Origin of the sequence: Klebsiella aerogenes (assembly GCA_029027985.1) — a bacterium.
Lineage (GTDB): Bacteria > Pseudomonadota > Gammaproteobacteria > Enterobacterales > Enterobacteriaceae > Klebsiella > Klebsiella aerogenes_A.
In genome coordinates this window covers 2,714,702-2,739,488 of the sequence record CP119076.1, presented here as the reverse complement: position 1 = coordinate 2,739,488, position 24,787 = coordinate 2,714,702, and the positions used below count along the sequence as shown (strand labels likewise).

General features: G+C 52.9%; 20 protein-coding genes and 9 pseudogenes. 18 read left to right on the top strand and 11 right to left on the bottom strand.

All coding sequences use genetic code 11. The annotated features are described in order from the left end of the window. Nucleotide 1 precedes the first annotated feature (1 nt). The gene (locus PYR66_13115) at nucleotides 2-1,135 is read right to left on the bottom strand and encodes an ROK family transcriptional regulator (GenBank protein WEF26280.1); all 1,134 of its coding nucleotides are present in this window, start codon (nucleotides 1,133-1,135) and stop codon (nucleotides 2-4) included. A 232-nt stretch (nucleotides 1,136-1,367) separates the two neighbouring features. Here PYR66_13115 and PYR66_13110 point away from each other — a divergent pair, with 232 nt between their 5' ends. The 7 genes from PYR66_13110 to dbpA all read left to right on the top strand — a co-directional run bounded on the left by PYR66_13110 (nucleotide 1,368) and on the right by dbpA (nucleotide 8,908). Continuing rightward, nucleotides 1,368-2,900, top strand: a complete 1,533-nt coding sequence (locus PYR66_13110) for an ABC transporter substrate-binding protein (GenBank protein ID WEF26279.1) — start codon at nucleotides 1,368-1,370, stop codon at nucleotides 2,898-2,900. A gap of 24 nt (nucleotides 2,901-2,924) precedes the next feature. Beyond that, the gene (locus tag PYR66_13105; protein WEF26278.1) at nucleotides 2,925-3,845 is read left to right on the top strand and encodes an ABC transporter permease; all 921 of its coding nucleotides are present in this window, start codon (nucleotides 2,925-2,927) and stop codon (nucleotides 3,843-3,845) included. Between the two features lies 1 nt (nucleotide 3,846). Next, nucleotides 3,847-4,707, top strand: a complete 861-nt coding sequence (locus PYR66_13100; GenBank protein ID WEF26277.1) for an ABC transporter permease — start codon at nucleotides 3,847-3,849, stop codon at nucleotides 4,705-4,707. After that, nucleotides 4,704-5,633: an ROK family protein gene (locus tag PYR66_13095; GenBank protein ID WEF26276.1), complete on the top strand. Its 930-nt coding sequence runs from the start codon at nucleotides 4,704-4,706 to the stop codon at nucleotides 5,631-5,633. The genes PYR66_13100 and PYR66_13095 overlap by 4 nt, the downstream gene beginning before the upstream one ends. A gap of 434 nt (nucleotides 5,634-6,067) precedes the next feature. Further along, entirely contained in the window at nucleotides 6,068-7,051 is a 984-nt protein-coding gene (gene zntB / locus PYR66_13090) for a zinc transporter ZntB (protein ID WEF26275.1), read from the top strand. A 277-nt stretch (nucleotides 7,052-7,328) separates the two neighbouring features. Then, nucleotides 7,329-7,520, top strand: a complete 192-nt coding sequence (locus PYR66_13085; protein ID WEF26274.1) for a hypothetical protein — start codon at nucleotides 7,329-7,331, stop codon at nucleotides 7,518-7,520. A 14-nt stretch (nucleotides 7,521-7,534) separates the two neighbouring features. Further along, nucleotides 7,535-8,908, top strand: coding sequence for an ATP-dependent RNA helicase DbpA (gene dbpA, locus PYR66_13080; protein WEF26273.1), 1,374 nt, complete (start codon nucleotides 7,535-7,537; stop codon nucleotides 8,906-8,908). Nucleotides 8,909-8,955: 47 nt separating this feature from the next. Here dbpA and ttcA read toward each other — a convergent pair whose 3' ends face one another. The 3 genes and pseudogenes from ttcA to xisR form a co-directional block, all read right to left on the bottom strand. Then, nucleotides 8,956-9,891 carry a tRNA 2-thiocytidine(32) synthetase TtcA gene (gene ttcA, locus PYR66_13075; protein WEF26272.1) on the bottom strand — a complete coding sequence of 312 codons (936 nt, stop codon included), beginning with the start codon at nucleotides 9,889-9,891 and terminating at the stop codon, nucleotides 8,956-8,958. Then, a pseudogene (locus tag PYR66_13070) lies at nucleotides 9,891-10,199 on the bottom strand (tyrosine-type recombinase/integrase). The gene ttcA and the pseudogene PYR66_13070 overlap by 1 nt, the downstream one beginning before the upstream one ends. A gap of 23 nt (nucleotides 10,200-10,222) precedes the next feature. Continuing rightward, nucleotides 10,223-10,416: pseudogene (gene xisR, locus PYR66_13065) on the bottom strand (excisionase family protein). Between the two features lie 474 nt (nucleotides 10,417-10,890). On the opposite strand from xisR, the gene PYR66_13060 reads away from it, so the two are divergent. After that, the gene (locus tag PYR66_13060) at nucleotides 10,891-11,025 is read left to right on the top strand and encodes a hypothetical protein (GenBank protein WEF26271.1); all 135 of its coding nucleotides are present in this window, start codon (nucleotides 10,891-10,893) and stop codon (nucleotides 11,023-11,025) included. Nucleotides 11,026-11,323: 298 nt separating this feature from the next. On the opposite strand, the gene PYR66_13055 is transcribed toward PYR66_13060, so the two are convergent. Beyond that, a complete protein-coding gene (locus tag PYR66_13055; protein WEF26270.1) occupies nucleotides 11,324-12,355 on the bottom strand; it encodes an alginate lyase family protein in 1,032 nt (343 codons plus the stop codon). A gap of 282 nt (nucleotides 12,356-12,637) precedes the next feature. Here PYR66_13055 and PYR66_13050 point away from each other — a divergent pair. Further along, a pseudogene (locus PYR66_13050) lies at nucleotides 12,638-12,742 on the top strand (IS200/IS605 family transposase). Between the two features lie 66 nt (nucleotides 12,743-12,808). Here PYR66_13050 and uspF read toward each other — a convergent pair. The 5 genes and pseudogenes from uspF to PYR66_13025 all read right to left on the bottom strand — a co-directional run bounded on the left by uspF (nucleotide 12,809) and on the right by PYR66_13025 (nucleotide 19,210). Next, nucleotides 12,809-13,243 carry a universal stress protein UspF gene (gene uspF, locus PYR66_13045; GenBank protein WEF26269.1) on the bottom strand — a complete coding sequence of 145 codons (435 nt, stop codon included), beginning with the start codon at nucleotides 13,241-13,243 and terminating at the stop codon, nucleotides 12,809-12,811. A gap of 145 nt (nucleotides 13,244-13,388) precedes the next feature. Next, a complete protein-coding gene (gene ompC / locus PYR66_13040; GenBank protein ID WEF26268.1) occupies nucleotides 13,389-14,531 on the bottom strand; it encodes a porin OmpC in 1,143 nt (380 codons plus the stop codon). Nucleotides 14,532-14,894: 363 nt separating this feature from the next. Beyond that, nucleotides 14,895-18,422 carry a pyruvate:ferredoxin (flavodoxin) oxidoreductase gene (nifJ, locus tag PYR66_13035; protein ID WEF26267.1) on the bottom strand — a complete coding sequence of 1,176 codons (3,528 nt, stop codon included), beginning with the start codon at nucleotides 18,420-18,422 and terminating at the stop codon, nucleotides 14,895-14,897. 102 nt (nucleotides 18,423-18,524) lie between these two features. Further along, nucleotides 18,525-18,788 (bottom strand): annotated as a pseudogene (locus tag PYR66_13030) (tyrosine-type recombinase/integrase). Nucleotides 18,789-18,979: 191 nt separating this feature from the next. Then, the gene (locus PYR66_13025) at nucleotides 18,980-19,210 is read right to left on the bottom strand and encodes a hypothetical protein (protein WEF26266.1); all 231 of its coding nucleotides are present in this window, start codon (nucleotides 19,208-19,210) and stop codon (nucleotides 18,980-18,982) included. A 165-nt stretch (nucleotides 19,211-19,375) separates the two neighbouring features. On the opposite strand from PYR66_13025, the pseudogene PYR66_13020 reads away from it, so the two are divergent. The 9 genes and pseudogenes from PYR66_13020 to PYR66_12980 all read left to right on the top strand — a co-directional run bounded on the left by PYR66_13020 (nucleotide 19,376) and on the right by PYR66_12980 (nucleotide 24,295). Next, nucleotides 19,376-20,095: pseudogene (locus tag PYR66_13020) on the top strand (DUF1073 domain-containing protein). Beyond that, nucleotides 20,069-20,290: pseudogene (locus PYR66_13015) on the top strand (DUF4054 domain-containing protein). The pseudogenes PYR66_13020 and PYR66_13015 overlap by 27 nt, the downstream one beginning before the upstream one ends. Beyond that, nucleotides 20,290-20,409 (top strand): annotated as a pseudogene (locus tag PYR66_13010) (hypothetical protein). Before PYR66_13015 ends, PYR66_13010 begins: the two co-directional pseudogenes overlap by 1 nt. Further along, nucleotides 20,397-20,606: pseudogene (locus PYR66_13005) on the top strand (hypothetical protein). Before PYR66_13010 ends, PYR66_13005 begins: the two co-directional pseudogenes overlap by 13 nt. 104 nt (nucleotides 20,607-20,710) lie before the next feature. Further along, on the top strand, nucleotides 20,711-21,538 hold the full coding sequence (locus PYR66_13000; GenBank protein WEF26265.1) for a restriction endonuclease: 828 nt from the start codon (nucleotides 20,711-20,713) through the stop codon (nucleotides 21,536-21,538). Nucleotides 21,539-21,597: 59 nt separating this feature from the next. Then, nucleotides 21,598-22,083, top strand: a pseudogene (locus PYR66_12995) (Gp138 family membrane-puncturing spike protein). 131 nt (nucleotides 22,084-22,214) lie between these two features. After that, nucleotides 22,215-23,354 (top strand): hypothetical protein, encoded by a 1,140-nt coding sequence (locus tag PYR66_12990; protein WEF26264.1) that lies wholly within the window; start codon nucleotides 22,215-22,217, stop codon nucleotides 23,352-23,354. 39 nt (nucleotides 23,355-23,393) lie between these two features. Then, a complete protein-coding gene (locus PYR66_12985; GenBank protein WEF26263.1) occupies nucleotides 23,394-23,558 on the top strand; it encodes a hypothetical protein in 165 nt (54 codons plus the stop codon). A 470-nt stretch (nucleotides 23,559-24,028) separates the two neighbouring features. Continuing rightward, a complete protein-coding gene (locus tag PYR66_12980) occupies nucleotides 24,029-24,295 on the top strand; it encodes a DUF333 domain-containing protein (GenBank protein WEF26262.1) in 267 nt (88 codons plus the stop codon). Between the two features lie 16 nt (nucleotides 24,296-24,311). Here PYR66_12980 and hslJ read toward each other — a convergent pair whose 3' ends face one another. Further along, nucleotides 24,312-24,734, bottom strand: coding sequence for a heat shock protein HslJ (hslJ, locus tag PYR66_12975; protein ID WEF26261.1), 423 nt, complete (start codon nucleotides 24,732-24,734; stop codon nucleotides 24,312-24,314). Between the last annotated feature and the right edge of the window lie 53 nt (nucleotides 24,735-24,787).

Here is a 24,787-nt window from a genome sequence, read left to right as displayed (position 1 = left end):
ATTATTCTGGGAAAAGAACGTGAGTAAGAGCGACGCTCGCCGCGGCAAGCGCCCAACTGTCCTGCGCCAGCGGGCGATAAATCAGCGGTGTTTTGCCCGCCATTCCCGGAAGCAGGTTGGTTTCAATCGCTTGCTGCATCACGGTATTCAGTAAACCGTTAAAGCTCTCCGGCTGGTGAGCAAGCATGATCGCCGCCGGATCGTGGGTCTGGATCTGATGCGAGATAGCCATACCTAAGGCGTCGCCAGCCTGGTGCAGGATCTGGATGGCGGCGGTGTGACCTTTACGCGCCATCGCCTCCAGCTCATCCAATTGTTCTGTATCGATACCGGCCATGCGCGCCTGTTCGAAAATGGCCGTGAGCGACGCAATGGTGTCGAGACAGCCGCGTTTCCCGCAGCGGCAGGGTTTACCGGCCGGCGCGATGGTGCAGTGGGCAATCTCCCCGGCGCCGCCGTGGGCGCCGCGCCAGATTCGGTTATAGATAACCGCTGCACTGCCGATCCCGCTGCCGTGTGAAATCACCACCGCGCTGTCCAGCTTGCGCAAATAACCAAAAGTCTTTTCCCAGGTGGCTAACGCGCGGGTGTCATTTTCAATGAATACCGGGATCCCTCCGGTGGCGTGGCTTAACAGCGCGGCCAACGGCACCTGATGCCAGCCCAGCAGCGCCGACTGCACACAGACCGACTGGGCGGCATCAACAAACGCCGACAGGGCAAAGCCAATACCTACCAGCCGCTGGCGATCGATAGTCGCGTCGTTTAACAGGCGGTGGATCGCCTCTGCCAGTTGTTGGATGAGCGCGGGGATCTCGGTTTGCGGTATCAACTGACATGCGGCGATTTTTTCGCCGCTGGCGTTCATCAGCACCAGCATCAGTTGGCTATCAATCAACGAAATGCCGATGGCGTAAGCCGCATCCGGCGCCAGCGAGAGGGTGACGGATGGACGACCCTGGCCGCCGGAGGCGGCGATGTCGCTCTCCTGCAACAACCCGTCGGCCAGCATCTCTTTAACCAGCGCGCCAATAGCCGCTTTACTCATACCGGTCAGGCGGGCGAGGTCGGCGCGGCTGGCGCCTTCCTCGCTGCACACCAGATGAATCAATTGTTGATGGAGTTTATTCAGCATAGTTACTCAGCCATGACGCTTTTTTTTGAACATAATCGCGGGCTGGCGCTTTAGCAACCAGTTTATTTTCAAAAATAACTAAATCATCACATATAAGTTAAATTTATTACCTAATTAAGCGCTAATCATGGCTAATATCACATTTATGGGAATCTGTTTTGGGTAAAAAGAAAACCTAATAGCAACATAACAGCCACAATTGGCGACATAACAGACAGGTAGGGGTTAACGGATGAAGGCAATTATGAATAAATATCGACTTGCCGTTCTGGCAGGCTTACTGGCGGCGGGCGGGGCGACGGCGCTGCAGGCGGCAACGCTCAATGTCATGCAAAACGAACCTCCGCGCAGTATGGATCCGGGCGATCAAACTGCGACCTTTACCGATACTGTATTGAAACCGATGTATGAAGGCCTGGTGGATTTGTCGCCGGATTTCAAAATCGCTCCCGCGCTGGCAACCGCCTGGAAGGTCAGCGATGACGGCAAAGTCTGGACCTTTACTCTGCTTAAAAACGTCACGTTCCACGACGGCACGCCGTTTAATGCTGATGCGGTGGTGGCCAATATCGAACGACATATCGATCCGAAAGGCGGACTGGCCGCCAGTTCCCGCATGCGTAATGTCATCGCCTCGGTAAAGAAAATCGATGATGACAACGTCGAAATCGTGCTGAAAAAGGTTTATCCCTCCTTCCTCAACCTGCTGACCGGCGGCTCGGCGAAAATGGTGAGCCCGGCGGCGGCGAAAGCCGGCACCATTGGTCGCAAAGCCGATGGCACCGGCCCGTATATGTTGCAGGAGTACAAAACCGGCGAATACGTGCTGGAGAAGAAGAACCCGAAATATTGGGGCGAGAATCATGGCCCGGATGAGATTAAGTGGACCTGGAGCGCGGAGCCGTCGGTGATGAACATGGCGCTGCTTTCCGGCCAGGTTGATGTGATTAACCCGGTTCCGCCGCAGTTTGGTCTGCAACTGAAAAGCAACCCGCAGGTCAAGCTGGAGCAGGGCCAGGGGGCGTCGGTATTCTGGGTGGCGTTGAACGTCGAGCAGAAACCGCTTAACGATGTTCGCGTGCGTCAGGCGCTGAACCTGGCAACCGACAAAGAGGCGCTGCTGAAGGCGGTGATGTTTGGCTTCGCCTCGGCCGCCAACTCGCCGCTGGCGCCGGTTAACGAAGGTTATGATAAAACCCTCAACGACTACCCGTGGAATATCGATAAAGCGAAAGCGCTATTAAAAGAGGCCGGTTACCCGCAGGGCTTTGACATGAACATCGCCGTGCAGGGACCGGATGCGCGCACGGCGCAAATCCTGCAGGCAATGTGGGGCAAAGTCGGCGTGAAACTCAATATCCAGCAAATGGAGAGCGGCGTCTGGAGCAAAGCGGCGTTTGCCCCGGCAGCGGAAAAGCTCGCCAACCGTACCGACTCGGTGCTCGCCTCCTGGTCCTCCGGCCTTAATGGTTCTGATTTGCAGCTGCGTCCGCTGTACTACTCGCAGAGCGCCGCGCCAGCAGGGGCCAACCTTGGTTTCTACCACAATCCGCAGGTGGATATGCTGTTAGATAAAGCTGCCACCACCATGGACGACAATACCCGTATCGCCGAGTACGTCGCCGCGCAAAAAGCCATTATGCAGGATGCGCCGCACGTGATGCTTTACTTCCAGGATGACCTGTATGCCACCCGCGCCGCTATCAAAGGTGTGCGGATGGAGCCGGGCGGTGAAATTATCGTTACCGAAGCGCAAAAACCGTAACGCTGGGGTCAGTCTGGAGTTGTTATGAAAGCTTACGTCATCAAAAAACTGCTTTCTCTGCCGCTGATCCTGCTTGGCGCATCGCTGATCGTCTTTCTGGCGATCAGAATGCTCCCCGGCGACCCGGCCCGTCTGATGGCCGGGCCGCAGGCCACCCAGGATGATGTCAGCCGTATGCACACGCGTCTTGGTTTGGATGATCCGCTGGCGGTGCAGTATGGCCATTTCGTTAGTGGAATGCTGAAGGGCGATTTTGGCACGTCTCTGAAGTCCGGACAGCCGGTCTCCGCCGAGATGAGCGAACGCGTACCCTATACCTTAGGGCTGGCGCTGCTGGCGTGGATGATGGCGGTGATCCTCGGTATTCCGATGGGCATGTGCGCGGCGATTTACCGTAACCACGTTGCCGACCACGTGCTGATGCTGGTGGCGATTGCCGGGGCGTCGATTGCCAACTTCTGGCTGGCGCTGATCGCGATGGATACCTTTTCAGTGAAGCTGGGCTGGCTGCCGCTGCTGGGGGCGGAAGGCTGGAAAAGCTACCTCCTGCCGTCGGTCTGCCTGGGGATTTTCCCGATGGCAGTGATGTCGCGGATGACCCGTTCCAGCATGGTTGACGTGCTGGGCGAGGACTATATTCGCACCGCGCGCGCGAAGGGGCTGGCGCCATTCCAGGTCTATTTTAAACATGCGCTGCGCAACGCGCTGATCCCCATCGTCACCATTATCGCCCTTAACTTCGGCAGCCTGATTGGCGGCGCAGTAGTGACCGAATCCGTGTTTAACTGGCCGGGCATTGGCCGCTATCTGGTGGACTCGGTGCGCTATCGCGATTACCCGGTGATCCAGGGCGTGACGATGATTACGGTGGCGAGCGTGGTGGTGATGAATCTGGTCGGCGAAATGGTTATCGCCAGAATCAACCCGAAAATAAGGTTTGACTGATATGTCGGAAATCTCACTCGCCAAATCGCGCAGCGGCGTCATCAGCGGCCTGCGCTGGGGGATGGAACATCCCTCGCTGACCCTCGGCGGCGTCATTGTCGCTTTAATCCTGCTATGCGCCATCTTCGCGCCGTGGATCAGCCATTATGATCCTTACGCCCAGGATCTGCTGAATATTCTCTCGGCGCCGTCAGCCGACCACTGGTTGGGCACCGACGACTATGGCCGCGATATTTTTTCCCGCACGATTTACGGCGCGCGGATTTCGCTGATTGAAGTGGTGGTGAGCGTGGCACTGTCGTTATTGATGGGGCTGCCGCTGGGAATTATCGCCGCGTTATGCGGCAAAAGCGTTGATCACCTGATTATGTGGGTGATGGATGTGATTTTCGCCTTCCCCGGCATTGTGTTGGCGATCCTATTGGTTAGCGTACTTGGCGCAGGGTTGATGAATATGCTGCTGGCGATCGCCATCTTTTCGGTGCCGGTTTACGCTCGCTTAAGCCGCAACCTGACGCTGGGCATCAAGAATATGGAGTATATGGAAGCGGCGCGGGCGCTGGGGATTGGCTATCGTCGGCAGATAATCCACTACATCCTGCGTAATACGCTGGGGCCGATTACCGTGCAGGCGACGCTGACCGGCGGTTCGGTCATTCTGGCTGCCGCGTCGCTCTCGTTCCTTGGCATGGGCGTTCAGCCGCCGATGCCGGAGTGGGGAACCATGATGAGCGATGGACGTAACTTCCTTGGCATCAGCCTTGGCATTTCACTGTGGCCGGGGCTGGCTATTGTCTTCTCGGTATTGGGTTTCAACCTGTTGGGCGATGGCCTGCGTGATTTAATGGATTCTCGCCTATGAGTAACCGTGTGCTGTGTCTGGATATTGGCGGCTCCTTTATTAAAAGTGCGGTTTCTCCGGCGCCGGGGCAGCTGGTGATGTCGCGCCAGCGTGCGGTGCCGCTGACTTCATGGTCGGCGTTCGTCTGTGCTGTGCAGCAGATTATTGCGCAATATGGCGATGCGATTGACGGGCATAGCCCGCTGGCGCTCTCCTGCGCGGGCGTGGTGGACGTCGCTAATGATCGGATATTGTCGAGCAACATCCCACCGTTTGCCGGTATCGATATCACCCAGTCGCTACAGGCGGAGCTTGGGCGTCCGGTGGTGATGGCCAACGATGCTGACTGTTTTACCTTAGCCGAGGCGCGTTTCGGCGCGGCAAAAGGGTTACCGATCGTGCTGGGAGTGATCCTCGGTAGCGGTATCGGCGGCGGGATCGCCATCGACGGCAACATTCTCTACGGTAATCAGGGGATCGGCGCCGAGTGGGGGCACGGGCCGATTACGCGTACCCAATTGACTGTCGGTAAGCGGGTGATTGATTTGCCGCGACTGGCCTGCGGCTGCGGGCAGCAGGGCTGTCTGGATACGCTTGGTGGGGCAATAGGGATGCAGCGACTGCATCAACTGCTCAGTGGGCAGACGCTGACCAGCGTGGAAATTGTCGCCCAGGGGAAGGCGGGAGAAGAGACGGCGGCGTTAACCCTTGAAATCTGGCTGGAACTGGTGAGCGAACCGCTGGCCCACGCGGTGAATACCCTCGGGCCGCATAAAATCGTCGCTGGCGGCGGGCTGGCGAGCGAAACGGCATTGCTGGCGCGTCTTGATGCGGCGCTGCGGGCGAAAACTTTGCTCAAGACGAGCGAACCGCTGATTGTCGCCGGGCAATTTAGCCGCGAGGGTGGACTGCTGGGGGCGTCGATACTGGGTTGGGAAAAATTTTAATAAGCAATGTGGCAGATTTGGCGGTACCTTCTACGCTTAATTTGCTTATAACAATGGAGTAATAACCATGTGCACAAATTTACACGATAATGCCCGCCAGTATGCGGAAGAGAAAAAATGAACGTGTGCCGCTAATCCGCCGCGGCGCCAGCATCATGTATGGCGCGGGCTAATAATATGGATTAGCCGACGACTCGTCAGAATCAACCAGAACCCGCCAGCGGCGGGTTCTCTCTTTTGGGCGGCCTGGGTAGTTTGTGATAGACATAGAAATTTGGATCTAATCGTATTAGCAATACCATCGGATACCTCAAAAAACGGAGCCACTGATTTTTTGTTACGTGATCGCCTTGATTCCGTAAGGCGAAACACAGTTGAATAGCGTATCTTATGGATTATTATCGCTTTTTGAAGGCATTGTAATGGGAGGTTCAGTGGACGTAATCAAGGGCTCGGAACTGAAAGTACCGGACGCCATCTTTGCGTGGGTGCTCGACGGTCAGGGTGGGGTGAAACCGCTGACCGATAACGACATCATTGATAAGAGCAACCCCTGCTGGCTACATCTCAATTATACCCATACCGACAGCGCCGACTGGCTGGCCGCGACGCCGCTGCTGCCAAATAACATCCGTGATGCGCTGGCCGGGGAAAGTACCCGTCCGCGAGTGACGCGCATCGGCGATGGCGCGTTGATTACCCTGCGCTGCATTAACGGCAGTACTGATGAGCGCCCGGACCAACTGGTGGCGATGCGCCTGTATATGGACGAGCGGCTGATCATCTCCACCCGTCAACGGAAAGTGCTGGCGCTGGATGATGTGCTGGGTGACCTACGGGAAGGCAATGGGCCGACGGACTGCGGCAGTTGGCTGGTGGAAATTTGCGATATGCTGACCGATCACGCCAGCGAATTTATTGAACAACTGCATGACCGCATTATCGATCTTGAAGACGACTTGCTCGATCAGAAGGTGCCGCCGCGCGGTTTTCTGGCGCTGTTGCGTAAGCAGCTCATTGTGATGCGCCGCTATATGGCTCCGCAGCGCGACGTCTATGCCCGGCTTTCCAGTGAACGCCTGCCGTGGATGAGCGACGATCAGCGGCGACGGATGCAGGATATTGCCGAGCGTCTGGGGCGCGGCCTGGATGAGATCGATAGCTGTATCGCCCGCACGGCGATCATGAGCGATGAAATCGCGCAGATCATGCAGGAGTCGCTGTCGCGACGCACTTATACGATGTCGCTGATGGCGATGGTGTTTCTGCCCAGCACTTTCCTGACCGGTCTGTTTGGCGTCAACCTGGGCGGGATCCCGGGAAACAGTTGGCATCTTGGGTTTTCAATTTTTTGCGTAATGTTAGTAGTTATAATTGGCGGTGTTACTTGGTGGTTACATCGTAGTAAATGGTTGTAAGAAATCGCCTTTTCAGGCGATTTTGCGCCGCAAACCCCGGCAATAGTTGAGCGAAATCAATAAACCATCTACCCATTCAGGGCAATATCTCTCTCGCAGGTGAATGCAACGTCAAGCGATGGGCGTTGCGCTCCATATTGTCTTACTTCCTTTTTTGAATTACTGCATAGCACAATTGATTCGTACGACGCCGACTTCATTGAGTCGGCTTTTTTTTGCTCTCTGTCAGCCAACTTCTACGCTTAAATAATAGACCTGTAAATAGAGGGGATAAAATATGCGTAGAGACGCGTTATTGTTGCAGTCAATCCCAATCGGGCCTGAGCCAAATGATCCGGTGCCGGTTCCCGACCCACGCCCCCGACCGCATCCGCTTCCCGACCCGCCGCCGGACGATGAACCGATTAAATTGTCGCATCAAGAGCGGAGATCTGCGAGGATACGCGCCTGCAGATTGTCCGCCCTTTAATGCGAGAAAACATTGTGACCGCTTTTTCAACACTGAACCTTTTGCCCGAAGCTCAACTGAACAACCTCAACGAATTGGGATACCACGCGATGACGCCGGTGCAAGCCGCCGCATTGCCTGCGATCCTGGCGGGGCAGGATGTACGTGTACAGGCGAAAACCGGCAGCGGTAAAACGGCGGCCTTTGGTCTGGGATTGCTGCAACACGTTGACGCCGGTCTGTTCCAGACCCAATCACTGGTGCTGTGCCCGACCCGCGAACTGGCGGATCAGGTTGCCGGCGAGCTGCGCCGCCTGGCGCGCTTCCTGCCGAACATTAAGATTTTAACGCTCTGCGGCGGTCAGCCTTTCGGCGCGCAGCGTGATTCCTTACAACACGCGCCGCATATTATCGTCGCCACGCCCGGTCGCCTGCTCGATCATCTGCAGAAGGGCACCGTATCGTTGGATGCCCTGCAAACGCTGGTGATGGATGAAGCTGATCGTATGCTTGATATGGGCTTCAGCGACGCCATCGATGAAGTGATTCGTTTTGCGCCAGCTTCGCGCCAGACCTTGCTGTTCTCCGCCACCTGGCCGGAGGCGATTGCGGCGATTAGCGGCCGGGTGCAGCAAGACCCGCAAACGATTGAAATTGATAGCGTTGATGCGTTGCCAGCCATCGAACAGCAGTTCTTCGATGTCTCCCGGCATAGCAAAATCTCGCTGCTGCAGAAATTGCTCAGCCAGCATCAGCCAGCGTCCTGCGTGGTGTTTTGCAATACCAAACGCGATTGCCAGGCTGTCTGCGATGCGCTAAACGCCGCCGGGCAGAGCGCACTGTCGCTGCATGGCGATCTGGAACAACGTGACCGCGACCAGACGTTGGTGCGTTTTGCCAACGGCAGTGCTCGTGTACTGGTGGCCACCGATGTCGCGGCGCGTGGACTGGATATCAAATCGCTGGAGCTGGTGGTTAACTTTGAGCTGGCGTGGGATCCGGAAGTTCACGTTCACCGCATTGGCCGTACCGCCCGTGCAGGCGAGCGCGGGCTGGCGATTAGCTTCTGTGCGCCGGAAGAGGCACAGCGCGCCAATATTCTCGCGGAAATGCTGCAAATAAAGCTGAACTGGGTCAATGCGCCGACGGGCAGCCACATTGCGCCGCTGCAGGCGGAAATGGCGACCTTGTGTATCGATGGCGGCAAGAAGGCGAAAATGCGTCCGGGCGATGTGCTGGGCGCGTTAACTGGCGATATGGGATTTGATGGTGCGGATATCGGTAAGATTAACGTGCATCCCGCGCATGTCTATGTCGCAATCCGTCAGGGAGTGGCGCAGAAAGCGTATAAGCAACTGCAAAATGGCAAGATCAAGGGCAAGTCCTGCCGCGTACGTCTGCTGAAGTAAGGGCGGGCAAGAAAGCGTCTCGGGCGATTGCCTGAGACGCGTTAGTATTATTTCACTTCAACCACGTTCAGACGCAGTTCATCTAACTGAGTCTCTTCTTCTTCCGGCTGCCAGCCCGCAGGCTGCAGTGGGATCTCTTCGCGGTCAAATGCCAGATCGCCGCCGTCAACCACCGCAGAGCCGTGGGTGATCGCTTTAAAATCAAACAAATTGACATCACTCAGGTGCGACGGCACCACGTTCTGCATCGCGCTGAACATCGTTTCGATCCGGCCAGGATAGCGTTTATCCCAATCGCGCAGCATATCGGCGATCACCTGGCGTTGCAGGTTCGGCTGGGAACCACACAGGTTACAAGGAATGATCGGGAAGCCTTTGGCCTGCGAGAAACGCTCAATATCTTTTTCGCGGCAGTAGGCCAGCGGGCGGATAACGATGTGCTTGCCATCATCGCTCATCAGCTTCGGCGGCATACCTTTCATTTTGCCGCCGTAGAACATGTTGAGGAACAGGGTCTGCAGGATGTCGTCGCGATGGTGGCCGAGGGCGATTTTAGTCGCGCCCAGTTCGGTCGCGGTGCGGTAAAGGATGCCGCGGCGCAGACGAGAGCACAGGGAACAGGTGGTTTTACCTTCCGGGATCTTCTCTTTCACGATGCCGTAAGTGTTTTCTTCGACAATTTTGTATTCGACGCCCAACTGCTCCAGATACTCTGGCAGAATGTGCTCCGGGAAGCCTGGTTGCTTCTGGTCGAGGTTAACGGCAATCAGCGAGAAGGAGATCGGCGCGCTTTTCTGCAGGCTACGCAGAATTTCCAGCATGGTGTAGCTATCTTTGCCGCCGGAAAGACAGACCATAATGCGGTCGCCATCTTCAATCATGTTGAAGTCGGCGATCGCTTCACCGACATTCCGGCGCAGACGTTTCTGCAGTTTGTCGATGTTGTATTTTTCTTTTTTGCTAATTTCTTGATTTTCTTGCATTATATCTGTTCTCTAAATCCAAAAGAGGCATATAGGGGGCAAAGCCCAAGCCGGGAATTCAACATAGAAACCTGGTCGCCGTTCATCTCTTCTATCCATGTACTATAAACTTCGTACACCATTTGCGCGTTTTCATGCCCCATCTGATTGTCTATAAAAGACGGGTTTGCACCAGCCGACAGAAGCCAGCAGGCAAAAGTATGCCGCGTATGGTACGGATTCCTGCGACGAATGCCAGCGCGTTTTACTGCAGCTTCCCATCTGCTCCCAATGCTACTACGCGAATAGCAGGGCTTTTGTTTGCCGTTCCGTCGCCGTGGCTTCTATTACCTCAAACCTCTACGCCTGTAGGTGGTTTTGCCATTTTACTAATCTTGGATAAATTTATTTCCGGATAGTTGTACATGTAGCCTCACGTAAAGTTTTTCTGCCAGAAGGAGATACTCTTTTAAAGTGAATACCTTCTACCCATGCCACTTGCCGGTGGCTTTCAATCTGCCGGGCTCCAGGACTAGTTCGCGCCATTAGAGCTTTACGGTAACTTCGATGCCACGTTCTATACGTGGCGCAAGAAATACGGTGGCATTTCGCCCTCTGAGCTGAAGCACATACGCCAGTTGGAAGAGGAAAACCTGCGACTGAAGAAGCTGGTTGCCGATCTGAGCCTCAACAAGACCATGCTGCAGGACGTGCTGGCAAAAAAGAGCTGACGCTAGCACGCCTGCGCGAGTGGGGCAGGGATTTGCTGGTCCGCTACGGTGCCAGTGAGAGACAGGTCTGTTTTGCGCTGCGGGTCAGCCGCAGCTCGTTTTGCTATCGTTCTGTGGCCACTGACGACAGCGTACTGCGGCTGCGCATCCGTGAGATCACCGAAACCTGGGTGCATTACGGTTACCGCCGGGTACACGTGATGCTCAGGTGGGAAGGCTGGTGCGATAACCACAAAAGGATTTACCGGCTTTACAGCGAACAGGGGCTGTATCCGAATCATGTCTGGGCATGGACTTTGTTTCTGACGCCCTGTTTAACGGGCGACGGCTGCGCCTGCTGACAGCTATCGACCAGTATACTCGCGAATGCCTGGAGATCTGCATGGGACAAAATCTGCGTTTAACAGAAGTGGCAGAATGCTGAACAGCATCGCGCTCAGACGGCCCTTACCTCAGTTGTTGAAAACCGATAACAGATCTGAATTCGCCGAGAAATCTGCCGGTTGCCAGAATATGCAACCAACATGAGGTCGGTTATTCCTGATTATGACTGGGGCATCTTCGGGGTCAGGGTCAGATCTCTCCCTGTGTATCGTCGCGATGAACGCTAGAGCTGGTGCATCATTGCTCGCAAAGTTGATGGCATTTTATCAAGATGTTTATGGTCTAAGTTTGTAATTAAATACCAGACCGAGATATTATTTTCTCAGTCTGGTTTGAGATTAATTACACCAGTCCATGAATAGTGGCGGGGTTGGCGAGAGTTTTTGCGCTAATGATGCCAGGGAAGGTTCGAAAGCTGATGAGGCCCAATAAAGCTCCTTAGCCATTTCTGGACGGAATAAGCCATTAAATCCCTTAATGCCGTCCTGCTTTCTTACAGCATCGAATTTAACCCGGGAGTTAACAAATTCATTATGAGTCTGCTCCCCGTTAACATAAGGTGTGAGCCAGTTTACTGCTTTTGCTAGCGATGCCCCGTCAGGAGCGGTCCAGTGATACCAGTCCTCGCCCATTCTCTTGGCTGCCAGCGCCGCCTGCACTAATGGCTGTAAGTCATAAACAACATAGTGGATAGCATCGCGCTGCTTGAAATCAAGAGTTTCTCCATCACTATCAATATTTGCGTTAATTTGTTTCTGGAATAAACGTCTTGATTCAGCAAAGAGATGATCATTGTTTGTAGCAACTGCCATCAAGGTTATCAATTTCACTCTGTGGCTTTGCCAGTTATTAGACCATGTACTTTTGTTTGGTGCATTGTTCATCTGAGAAATATATTCACTTGCCCAGTCATAGAAATATTTGTTGATAGTTCTTCTTTGTTCTTCAGATAGACTGGGCTTCACAATTGAATAAGTTTGAATCATTTGATCAAATGCACTTTCATCGATAGGATTGAGGTTCGGTTGATATATGCCAACCCATGCAAGCAAGTGTTTTTTTGCGGTATCCAGCCATTCATCTCCCATACCATTTCTCCAGGCTACAGCGCTTACTTGCATCAATCTCAGGTCTTTCTCTGCTTGAATGCTTTGATCATGAATGCCCTGGCCTGGTAACAAACCTTCGGTATGCACATGCTGCATGGCCGAAGGTGAAAGCGCGGCATCTGAGCTCTTAACTTTTTGGATTTGTGAACGCACAAACTTCATATCATACGTTGTAGAACAGGTATTTGCCGAGGCGAACGATGCGGTGCTATAGGTACTCAGCATCAACGTGGTTATAAATACTATGTATGAAATACGCATGAGAATCACCAACTAAGAGAGAAGTTTGAACAAATTGTAGATGTTTTATGATTTATGAATAGGGATATGTTGTTACATTGTAATTCACGGTTAAAAACATGTAAGTATTTCGGTAAGGCGAATCATTCACTTTTAGAGATCTTCCAACATACTGAATATGTCCTTTAAGGAGATCGCCATGCGCAAAGCCCGATTTACTGAACACCAGATCATCACCGTGCTAAAGTCCGTCGAAGCAGGCTGGAGCGTCAAATATGTCTACCGGGGTGGGGTCAGTCTAACTTTGTAGATACCGTCGGTGTGAACGAGGAAATTATCAGACGATATGTGCGGCATCAGGAGAAAACGGAACAAACGCATGAACAGCAGATGGAATTGCTAGAGTAGTAAGCGGAAAGTGACAATAGCCCCCCTTACAGGGGGCATTCTCACAAGCCACCTTCTCAGAAGGCGTTACCTGACGACCAGTACCGAACATTCGGCATGGCGTACCACCGCTGCGGCATTAGAACCCAGCAGGTAGGTGGTAATGTCCGGGCGATGCGAAGCGATAATAACCAGATCGGCGGGCAACGATTTAGCCAGCGCCAGAATCTTGTCTTTTGGCGAGCCTTCTGCCACGTGGAAATGCATTCTGTCTTCCGGGATGGAGAACCCTTTGGCCAGTTCGCGCAGTTGCGCTTCCGATTCGGTACGCAGTTCATCCATGGCTGGGAGTTCAGCGGTGTAGGCCATACCCAGAGAAGCATAGTAGGGTAGCGATGGGATGACGGTCAGGAAATGCACCTGTGCGTCATCGACGCGGGCTTCGGATTCAACGTGGCGGATCACACGTTGAGTAAATTCTTTATCAGAAATATCAATGGGTACCAGAATCATTCTACTCATAAAACCTCCTGTTTTAATAACCACCAAAATAGTATGCCATCAGGGTTAAGGTTCTACTATAGCGCGAATCACAAATTACGATTGTGGTTGATAAATCTGGGGGATGCTGAGGGTAAAAGCCCGCCGCGGGCGGCGGGCCTAAGTATTAGAACTGATATACCAAACCCAGTGCTACGATATTGTCGGTAGAAATACCGTTGTCTTTATAGAAGTTGTCATTGCCGTCTAGCAGATTGATTTTGTAATCAACATAGGTAGACATATTACGGTTAAAGTAATAAGTCGCGCCGACATCCATATATTTAACCAGATCTTGATCGGCATACTGACCTTTGTAGACCAAATCCTTACCTTTGGATTGCAGGTAAGAAATCGCCGGACGCAGACCGAAGTCGAACTGGTATTGTGCGGTCACTTCAAAGTTCTGAGTTTTGTTGGCAATCGTGCCACTCTGATTGCCGTACGGAGTCATGTTGCGGGTTTCAGAATACATCGTCGCCAGATAGATGTTGTTCGCATCATATTTGACGCCTGCGGTCCAGGCATCCGCTTTATCGCCGCCAGCAGTTGATTGATGGGTCTGTTCATTGGTGCGATCAGATGACGTATACGCTGCGCCTACGCTGACGCCCATACCTAAATCATAGGATGAGGAGAGACCGAAACCGTCGCCGTTGGAGTTTTTAACGCTGCGGCCATCGCCATTTGCGGTACCGTCCTGGTCGGCGGAAGGATTATATTCATGGCTGGACTGGTTTTCGTTTTTCCCCTGATACTGCAGGGCGAAGTTCAGGCCGTTGACCAGGCCGAAGAAATCGCTGTTACGGTAGGTGGCAACCCCATTGGCGCGGCTGGCCATAAAGTTGTCGGACTGGGTATAAGAGTCGCCGCCGAACTCCGGCAGCATATCGGTCCAGGCTTCCACGTCGTACAGGACACCGTAGTTACGACCATAGTCGAATGAGCCGTAGTCGCCAGCTTTGATCCCGGCGAACGCCAGACGGGTCCATGCCTGATCGCCAGAGCTTTCCGTATTGTTAGCCTGAACGTTGTATTCCCACTGGCCATAACCGGTCAGCAGATCGTTGATTTGCGTTTCGCCCTTAAAGCCGAAGCGCAGGTAGGTCTGGTCACCGTCTTTACTGGAGTCGCTGGAGAAATAATGTAAACCGTCAACCTTGCCGTAGAGATCTAATTTGTTGCCATCTTTATTATAAATTTCCGCCGCGTGAACCGCGCCAGCAGCCAATAATGCCGGGATGACCAGTGCCAATACTTTTCTTTTCATTTGGATATTCCTTTAGCTATTTTTGTTTTAACTTCCTGACTGGAAGTAAAACCATGCTAAAGGAGCGCATTCGGATATGATAAGTATCAATTGTTACAATATGAGTAAATTCTAAAATAAATAATAATACAGTAATGATGATTTTTCGTGTGAATATATTATCGTTGATATATATAAAATAAAAATTATACATCATGATAGTAATATCGTATTCTGCGCGGGTTATATGCCTTTATTGTCATCAGAGATTTATATTATTGCCGTCTCATTCATATTGAATGATTAATTTCGTCGGAAAATGACAAGCCCGAATAGTGAACTATTCGGGCTTTTTTTACACCGCGACGATGCTGTCAACGGCGGTTAGCTTTCGGTCGCCGGTTTCTCCGCTTTGCCTGCCATTTGGGCCAGGAAGTCATAGCGTTTCTGCAGGTCCGCGGCCGCGTCTTTCCATAACTGCTCGGCAACCTCTGGTTGCTGGGCGTTCAGGCGGCGGAAACGTTGTTCATTGAGCAGCGTTTCGGCCAGCGCGTCTGACGGCGGGCGCGAGTCCAGCGCCAGTGGCAGTTTACCTTCATCGGCGCGACGTGGATCGAAGCGGTACAGCGGCCAGAACCCGGTTGCCGTCAGTTGGCGCATCTGATCGTGGCTCAGCGCCAGGTCATAGCCATGTTCTTCACACGGGCTGTAGGCGATGATCAGTGAAGGCCCTGGATAGGCTTCCGCTTCCTGAATCGCTTTCACCGTTTGGTTAAGCTGCGCGCCAAGCGAAATCTGCGCCACATACACATGACCGTACATCATCATGCTGACGCCAAGATCTTTACGCGCCTTGCGTTTACCGTGTTCGCCAAACTTGGTGACCGCGCCCAGCGGCGTTGCCTTCGATGCCTGGCCGCCGGTGTTGGAATAACACTGGGTATCCAGCACCAGAATGTTGACGTTTTCTGTCAGGCTCAGCACGTGGTCGAGACCGCCGAAGCCGATATCGTAGGCCCAACCATCGCCGCCGATAAGCCAGATCGATTTTTCAACTAACGCGTCGGCGTCGGTCAGTAATTCCTCGGTGCCTGCAACGCCCGCCAGCGCCTGGCGCAGCGCGGCGACCTGTTCACGGCGCACTTCTGGCGTGGCTTGCGTATGCAGCGCGGCATTCAGTTCAGCCGGCAGTTTGTCGGCAAATTCGCTTAACAGGCGCATCACCCGCTGACGATGCTGGTCGACGGTTAAGCGGAAGCCGAGGCCGAATTCGGCGTTATCTTCAAACAGCGAGTTGGCCCACGCCGGACCGCGACCGTTAGCGTCGGTGGTATATGGCGTAGAGGGCAGGTTGCCGCCGTAAATAGACGAACAGCCGGTGGCGTTGGCAATCAACATCCGGTCGCCGTACAGCTGGGTCAACAGTTTGATATACGGCGTTTCACCGCAGCCGGAACAGGCGCCGGAGTATTCAAACAGCGGGCTAATCAGCTGCGAGGTACGAATATCGATACGCTCCAGTTTAGTGCGGTCGATTTCCGGCAGGTTGAGGAAGTAATCGTAATTCACTTTCTCTTCTTCAACGTGTTCAAGGCGCGACATCATATTGATGGCTTTGATTTCCGGGTTCTGACGATCTTTCGCCGGGCACACCTCAACGCACAGGTTACAGCCGGTGCAATCTTCCGGCGCGACCTGCAGAACATATTTCTGTCCGCGCATATCGCGTGATTTAACATCCAGCGAATGCAGGCTGGCAGGGGCGTTTTCCATCGCTTCCGGGGCGACCACTTTAGCGCGGATCGCCGAGTGCGGACAGGCCGCTACGCAGTGGTTGCACTGGGTGCACAGCTCTTCCTTCCAGATAGGGATCTCTTCGGCAATATTGCGTTTTTCCCAGCGGGTGGTGCCCATCGGCCAGGTACCGTCCGGCGGCAGCGCGGAGACCGGTAGCGCATCGCCGAGACCGGCAAGCATCGCGGCGGTAACCGTTTTGACGAAGTCCGGCGCCGCATCGGAGACGACCGGCGGGCGGTTCGGGCTGCTGGCGTTGACCGGCTGTAGCGGCACTTCCGCCAGCGATTCGCGAGCCAGTGCCAGCGCCTGCCAGTTGCGCTCCACCAGCTCCTGGCCTTTACTACTGTAGCTTTTGGCAATTGCCCCCTGCAGTTCGGCCAGCGCGCTGTCGCCCGGCAGGATCCGGGTTAGGTGGAAGAACGCCATCTGCATGACGGTGTTAATGCGTGCGCCGAGGCTACATTCGCGGGCGATTTTCGCGGCGTTGACCACGTAAAAACGCGTTTTCTTTTGATTCAATGTCGCCTGCACTTCCTGCGGCAGACGCGACCACGCCTCATCGGCGCCGTATGGCGTGTTGAGCAGGAAAATACCGCCGGGTTTCAGTCGCTCGGCCATTTGGTACTTATCGATAAACTGCAGCTGGTGACAGCCAACGAAATCGGCCTGCGAAATCAGATATGAGGAACGAATAGGTTTTTCGCTGACGCGCAGGTGAGAGACGGTCAGGCCGCCAGCCTTCTTCGAGTCATAGACGAAATAGCCCTGCGAGAACCACGGCGTCGAGTTACCGATGATCTTGATGTTGTTTTTGGTCGCTGAGACGCTGCCGTCGCTGCCGAGTCCGTAGAACAACGCTTCCAGTTTCGCTTCTGCCGGCAGCGTATTTTCCGCTAATGGCAGTGACAGGTTGGTGACATCATCATAGATGCCGACGGTAAAGCGCGGTTTCGGCTGCGCCGCCTGCAGCTCATTGTAAATCGCCAGCACGCATTCCGGACCAAACTCTTTTGATGAAAGCCCGTAGCGGCCGCCGATGGTACGCGGCAACGTTTTGCGCTCGCCGCGGTTAAAGGCTTCCGCCAGCGCGGTCATCACGTCGAGATACAGCGGTTCCGCATGCGCGCCGGGTTCTTTGGTGCGATCCAGCACGGCAATCGCACGGGCGCTTTCCGGCAAGGCCTGTAGCAGATGCGCGGCGGAGAACGGACGATAGAGACGAACTTTCAGTACGCCGACTTTTTCACCGCGGCTCAGCAACTCATCGACCACTTCTTCACAAGTGCCAATGGCGGAACCCATGATAACGATAACGCGTTCCGCCTGCGGATGGCCGTAGAATTCAAACGGCTTGTACTGGCGACCGGTCGCGGCGGCGAAATCGTTCATCGCCGTTTCAACGTGGTCGTACACGGCGTCGTACCACGGGTTAGTGGCTTCACGCGACTGGAAATAGGTGTCCGGGTTCGCCGAGGTCCCACGAATAACTGGATGCTCCGGGTTGAGCGCGCGCTGGCGATGCTCGGCGATTTTATCCTGCGGCAGCAGGGTACGAATGGTGTCATCCGCCAGTGGGGCGATTTTGTTAATTTCGTGTGAGGTGCGGAAACCATCAAAGAAATGAATAAATGGCACGCGGCTTTGCAGCGTGGCAATATGGGAAATCAGCGCGAAGTCCTGCGCTTCCTGCACGCTGCTGGCGCACAGCATGGCGCAACCGGTCTGGCGTACGGCCATCACGTCGGAATGGTCGCCAAAAATCGATAGCGCATGGGTGGCGATGGTACGAGCGGCGACGTGCAGCACAAACGGCATCAGCTGGCCGGACAGTTTGTACAGTGTCGGGATCATCAGCAGCAGACCCTGCGATGAAGTAAAGGACGTGGAGAGGGCGCCAGTCTGCAGCGCGCCGTGTACGGCACCAATGGCCCCGGCTTCCGACTGCATTTCGACCACGCGGGGAACATCGCCCCAGACGTTCTTCAGCCCATCGCCAGACCAGGCGTCGGCCTGCTCCGCCATCGTTGAACTGGGCGTAATCGGGTAGATGGCGATAACTTCACTCGTGCGAAACGCGACTGAAGCGACCGCGCCATTACCGTCAATCGTAATCATAAGAAGACACCCTTACATTGCGCAAAAAGAAGGGACCCGTGATACGGCGACGAGTCCTGTAGTTATTCTTCTATTATAGGACTTCACGCTATTCCCTTGAAGTTATGAGGCTTTGGACTGCACAAAGAAACAAATGGGGCGCGTTTGGGACAAACTCTCTTTTAGTTTCTCGTTCAACATATCTACTTGTGAACCATCAAGTTCTCCGATCCACTTAGAATAAACTTCGTAAACCATCTTTGCATTTTCATGTCCCATCTGGCTTGCTATGAATGCAGGATTAGCGCCAGAGGAAAGCAACCAGCATGCAAATGTATGCCTCGACTGGTAAGCGTTGCGTACTCTAACACCTGCGGCCTTTAGTCCTATAATCCACCGAGGTTTTTGCAAAGTATGCTGTTCTTGTCCTGGGTTGAGGGCAGAAGACAAAGCGCAGGCGATGTTCTTCCGTCTTGACATTGGACAAACTCACCACAGGTATCTGGGAAGCGTTGGGGAGAGGTTAAAAGCCCTAGCTTAGTGATACTTCGCGTAGGGCACCTTTGTTGTAGTGGTGACTAACTGATGGCTTTGGCTTTTTCGAGGCCTACTGGAGTCAAAATACCTCCAGTACGTTCCTTTCTGGCCCTGACATTACCCGCCATCATTTTTGTGACCCTGTAATTACTTAAGCCTTTATCAAAAAGGTTTTTGAGGCCTTCGTAATTTTCGATTGCAAAATCAGAAGTTAATGATTCGTTAGCTTCATGCATTCGCAGTAATTCTATCAGTAGCTCTTGTTCGTTCATTTTTAGCCTCGCGAATCCGGTCTTATAGGAAAGCTGATTTATTCAGCTTAATCATCTGTAACGCTCTCCATCGAGAAGATGAGGGCATCGACATTATATTAAAGCTGGATATTTTTTAACAAATTATCTGATCTGTCACGGGTATCGAAAAGCCGGAGTATCACCATGGCGAAAAAAACGGTACGAGTCGCCAGGGCGGATTCGTACGATAACTTTATTGCCCGTGTCGGCATGCAGCAGCCAAACCAGCATGCCGCATCGACCTACCGGGCGAACTATACAAGCCGCAACCGTCTGCTTATTGAGTGGGCTTATCGTTCCTCCTGGATTATTGGCACTGCCGTCGATTCAAAAGCAGACGACATGACGAAAAAGGGCGTGCGCATCACCAGCGAGATAGACCCGAAACGCCGTGGCATTCTGGAATCACGCTTTGATGAGCTTCAGTTGTGGGATTGCATCAACGAAACGTTGAAGTGGTCCCGGCTGTATGGCGGGGCCGTAGCGGTGATTCTGATTGAAGGGCAGGCACCACTGACGCCGCTGATTCTGGACAAAGTTGGTAAGGGCAGCTTTAAAGGGCTGGCCGTTCTTGACCGCTGGATGATTAACTCACAGCTCACCAGGCGCATAAAAGCGCTTGGGCCTAACCTCGGCAAGCCTGAATTCTACGACATCGTGACGACGGCGCAGGGGCTTCCTGCATGGAGCGTTCACCACAGCCGCCTGATTCGTATGAATGGTGTGAAACTGCCTTACCAGCAGAAAATCACCGAGAACGAGTGGGGTATGTCCATAGTCGAGCGTATTTTCGACCGTCTGACAACCTATGACAGTACCAGTGTTGGCGCTGCCCAGTTATATGCGGCTGATATGCGAAGCGCTGCTGTTGGCGCTGCTAGTGGGGCAAATAGTGGCGTACAGACATCTAAATCAGTGGATAAGGTTTCTGTGGGATATGACGCCAGCATGACGCTAAACCCTGATGCGGGTTTCTGGAATAACACACGCTATGGCTCCGAGTTTTGGGAATACCTCATGATCTTCGGGGCCGGGGCAATCCAGTTGGGGACGCCTTAATAAAGTCCGGGTTAACGATTACCGCAGATAACGCTGAGTCTGTTCTGAAGTCTCTACGCCAGCTTTCAGGTATGGATGTGCTGGTGGGGATCCCGGACGGCCCAAAGCGCGAAGACGCGCATTTTTGGGGAAAGATGGTGACTACTCAAACATGAAAATGGAAATGGGGCTGATGCCAGCGCGAGACGGGAACAATTATGGCTTTGAGTTCGTTAAACGTAACGGAAAAGCTTTCCTTCACGTTCAACTGCTGCAGAACAGCATGGATACGTCAAAGTTGAACGATTCATATCCTTGCCATAGTCATAATGTTTGATTTGAGCGGCGCATTTTACCTCTCCGTAACCAAGCCTTCATTGAAGTTCTTTTTTTCGCCGCTATAATCGGAGAAATTACAGAGTTATCCTATGGGGTCTTGGCGTGGAGTATGTTCCAAAAGATTTGTATGTTAAAAAGAAAATGCGTCCTTACATTATCGCTATGGTGTTAGTGTCTATTTTCTTGCTCAATTCCAGCATTGAAAAACAGTTTGTAATTGTTTTAATTCTCGGTGGTATTATTGCGATAATTTATTTCTCTAAAGTTTATCACCCCGAAAAGTGGGATAAAACAATTGGTGACCTTGTAAGACAGGCAAGAGAAATTGATGAGCAACAGTTTAGGGATGCAGTATCGAAACATCTTCCTGTATTAGCAAGAAAGAAAAATGTTTTAATTACTGAAGATGATTATGGAAATGTAATAGTTGAAAAATGGATCAAAGAAAAAAACTATTATTTATCCAAGTTGAGATATATCCCTTATGCGAAGCCGTATTATCCCGGCATGGATGAGATGGACCAAGTTTTTATTTTGGATGAGCTTATAGAGGATTATGTAGATGATAACCCTCTACGAAGTGAGTTTGATGACAATCTCTCACCTATTGAGTATGAGCATCTTTGTGCGGATATTTTACGTGCTCAGGGCTGGGAAGCCAGGGTAACCCAGGGTTCAGGTGATCAGGGTGTTGATGTACTGGCAATCAAAGATGGAATAATGTTAGCAGTTCAGTGCAAGAAGTATTCAGCACCAGTTGGGAATAAAGCAGTTCAAGAAGTCATTGCTGGCGTAGGTTTCTACGGTGCAAACATTGGTGCAGTAGTTACAAACAACATATATACACCATCTGCGAGACAGTTAGCTAACTCTCATAATATTCTACTCCTACATCATGATGATTTGCACACCATCAACGATTATGTATAACGTTAAAAATATCTGGTACAACCCGCCTCGGCGGGTTTTTTCATATATGGAGTTTGCGAATGCCTTCTTCTAATCAAACCCGTAGCGGCTCCCTTGATGAAACTTTCGATTCAGAACGGAAAGCCCTTAACGAACAATTGCGCGTTGCACTACCGGGGATTGTGCAATCTTTCGATCCTGAAACCGTTACCGCTGTAGTGCTGCCAGCTATCCGCTACATTGAGCGAGATAACGATGGCAAAAAATCAACACGGGATTATCCGCTGCTGGTGGATGTCCCGGTCATTTTCCCTTGTGGGGGGGGGACCCTGACATTTCCAGTCAAAGAGGGTGATGAATGCCTGGTGATATTTGGTGACCGCTGTATCGATTTCTGGTGGCAAAGCGGCAGCATTCAGGAGTCGGTAGACGACAGAACGCACGATTTATCCTATGCGTTCTGCATTGTCAGCCCGCAGTCACAGGCGAAGAAAATCAGCGGCGTTAGCCCTACGGCCACGCAGCTGTGTACCGACGACGGATCGGCGTTTATTGAGCTGGAGCCGGGTGGCGCTGTGACCATCGACAGCCCGCAGATATTCGCCCATTCCGAATCCGCAGCACGGACGGTGTAATTGAGTTTGAGTCAGTCGCGCAGTTGTTGACAGGAGACTCTGGTCTCAACTTCAACGAAAGCATGATTGACAACAATGCGCCGGATGGCTGGCTGTTCCTGATTTATTCGCGTAACGGTCTGGTAATCGCCGGGGTTAAGGAAGACGGGACTAAAGTCGGCTGGGGCGGGAGTGGCGGCGGTGGCGGGCAGGCTGGCGGGATTACTCCTGGCGATACAGCAGTGGGTTATGACGATAATTCGTACACTGGCGATGCCACGGTTCGTGATGTTGTGGGCGAGCGCATCAATGGCCGGTTCGTTGTCGATGCCTTTGACACGACTTCACCCGATGATAACGGCGGCGTGCTGGTCGGTACGGATGGGCGTCGCTGGGTCCGTCAGTGCGACTTTGTCTCTTATGACATGTTTGGCGCACCCCGCATCCCCGAGTCGGTATATCAGAATTATGCCACGCTGTCCGCACAGGGTAATGAGTCGGCAGCGCAGGCGTTACTGACTGATATCGAGCCGGCGGAACAGGCCATTGCCCGTTGCTGTGCCTTTGCGGCTAAGCACGCAATCCCGGTTGTCCAGAATATCGGGCGGTTCCTGTGGGTGAGTGGCGGGATTGTGGTGAGGACGTCTTCCTGTCTTAGCGGTTCTACAATCGTCACCTGCAATCGCAGCGGAACGGATGAAACCCGCTGGGGGAAAGTGGATGGTGTGGACGATGACGCCCCCGACCCGATGTGTATGTTTCGCATCCAGAGTAAGGCACGCGTCAACTTCACCGCGGCTGAACTTAACGAACTCAATACCTCTTATTCGGGAGTATGGATATCCCTATGCCGAAACCGGGGCGGGTTGTTCGGCTTCATTTCTTCTTCCGTCGAGCTTTACCGCGGCGGGGATAAAACCAACGTCCGTAGCCAGGTGCATTTCCGGGACTTCACCAGCGTTGGTCGTAATGGCGCGGTTTCTGATGTACTGGTGAAAAATATTCTGGCGGGCACCATCACGGAAGTCTGGATACAGCCGAAAGAAAATGCCTGGCTTAACTTTGAACCTCCGGCGTTTTTTGAGGCAGGCAATGGGCGCAAGTTCGTAAACATTCAGGTCGAGCGCTCGCAGGTTAACATTGAAAATCTGGTGATGGATAACTGGGCGACGGGTGATGTCGAATCCCGCGTGGTTATCCTGCAAGAGTGCAGACTGGTCTAGCCGAAAAAGTAATGACGGGTAATTTCACCCGGTAACCGTATGCAAGAGTTACCGGGTATCCTAAAAGAGAACCATCCGGCATGGGGATTTTGGGGCATATTTTGGGGCAAAACGGCGATTGGGGCACGATTTGGGGCGCTGAAATGTACGCATTTGTTCTGCGGTGAAAATTTTTATCTCATTGAAATTATGGTGGATTATTGATTTTTGAGGAGTGATTTTTTTCTTGCCATAATAATCCTCCTATTTTAGCAAACGCCCACAGAGACCATTTTCGCATTTGTGTCCTTGGGAATGTCCTTATTCTATGTCTGGATCAAGTTTTTGGTGGAAAAACCATAAAAAGTGAATATATAGCCAGACATCGACGGCACAGATAAAAACAATTGAAACCGGAAGCGGTATTAGCATGCAATGGGTGGAACCCGTTAATTAACCCGGCGACGACCGACCATCGATTGCGGCGATTTACTCTCGAGCGAAACATTTAACAGCGGAATAGAATGAGGTTTGTGGCGCTGCTTTGCCTGACGAGATCAACCTTTAAGCGGAAAATTTGCTAGGAAATGTTAATGAGGCGCATAAATACGTATTTCGCCTCTCGACGTCAGGCGCTGCGCTGCCTATTATTCTTGAGTTTGTTCATTCTAAGATGTTTCTGAAAGGGGAAAAGGATGCGAGCTGCGTTTTTAGTGGGGTGTGCTGCGTTATTACTGTCGGCCTGTAGTAGCGAGCCGGTGCAACAAGCGACTGCGGCGCACGTGACGCCCGGCATGCGCGCTGCGATGAGCGGCAGCGGCCAGGCGAACTGCGCAATGGTTGGCGGTTCATTATCCGTCGCCCGCCAACTCGACGGCACCACCATCGGCATGTGCGCGCTACCTAATGGTAAACGCTGCAGCGAACAGGCATTAGCGGGCGGAAGCTGCGGAAATTACTAATCCGCGCAGAGTTTGGCTACATTAAGTCGGCGAGTTTATATACCAGCGATTGATCGGCGGTCGCCAGCGTTAGCTGATTTTCCGTCAGGTCGACCTGTGCGCCATTGCGCAGCATTTTGCTGAGCGTATTATCCAGCGCATTCCGTTGTGGATCCGCGCACAGCTTGCGCGTCATCGCCAGTTGTTTGACTTTCAGCTCGCCGTCAGACAGTTTACCCTGGCCGCTAAAGCCGTTGCACATCGTGCCTGAAACATACATTTTTTCGCCGAAGCTAATTTCCGGCGGTGGCGTCTGGCTGGCTGGTAGTGCCTGGCCGTTGACGCTGGTCAGGATAAAACGGTGGTGTTGCAGCTGATCCGCGCCCGTCGATACTTTGCTGTTGTATACGCAGCCTGATAGCAGCATGCCCGCCGCCAGCAGTGCAGCAAACTTGTTCATTCTTACTCCAAAAGCATTTGTCATATCAATAAAAGCAAAAAGCAGTGTAACTG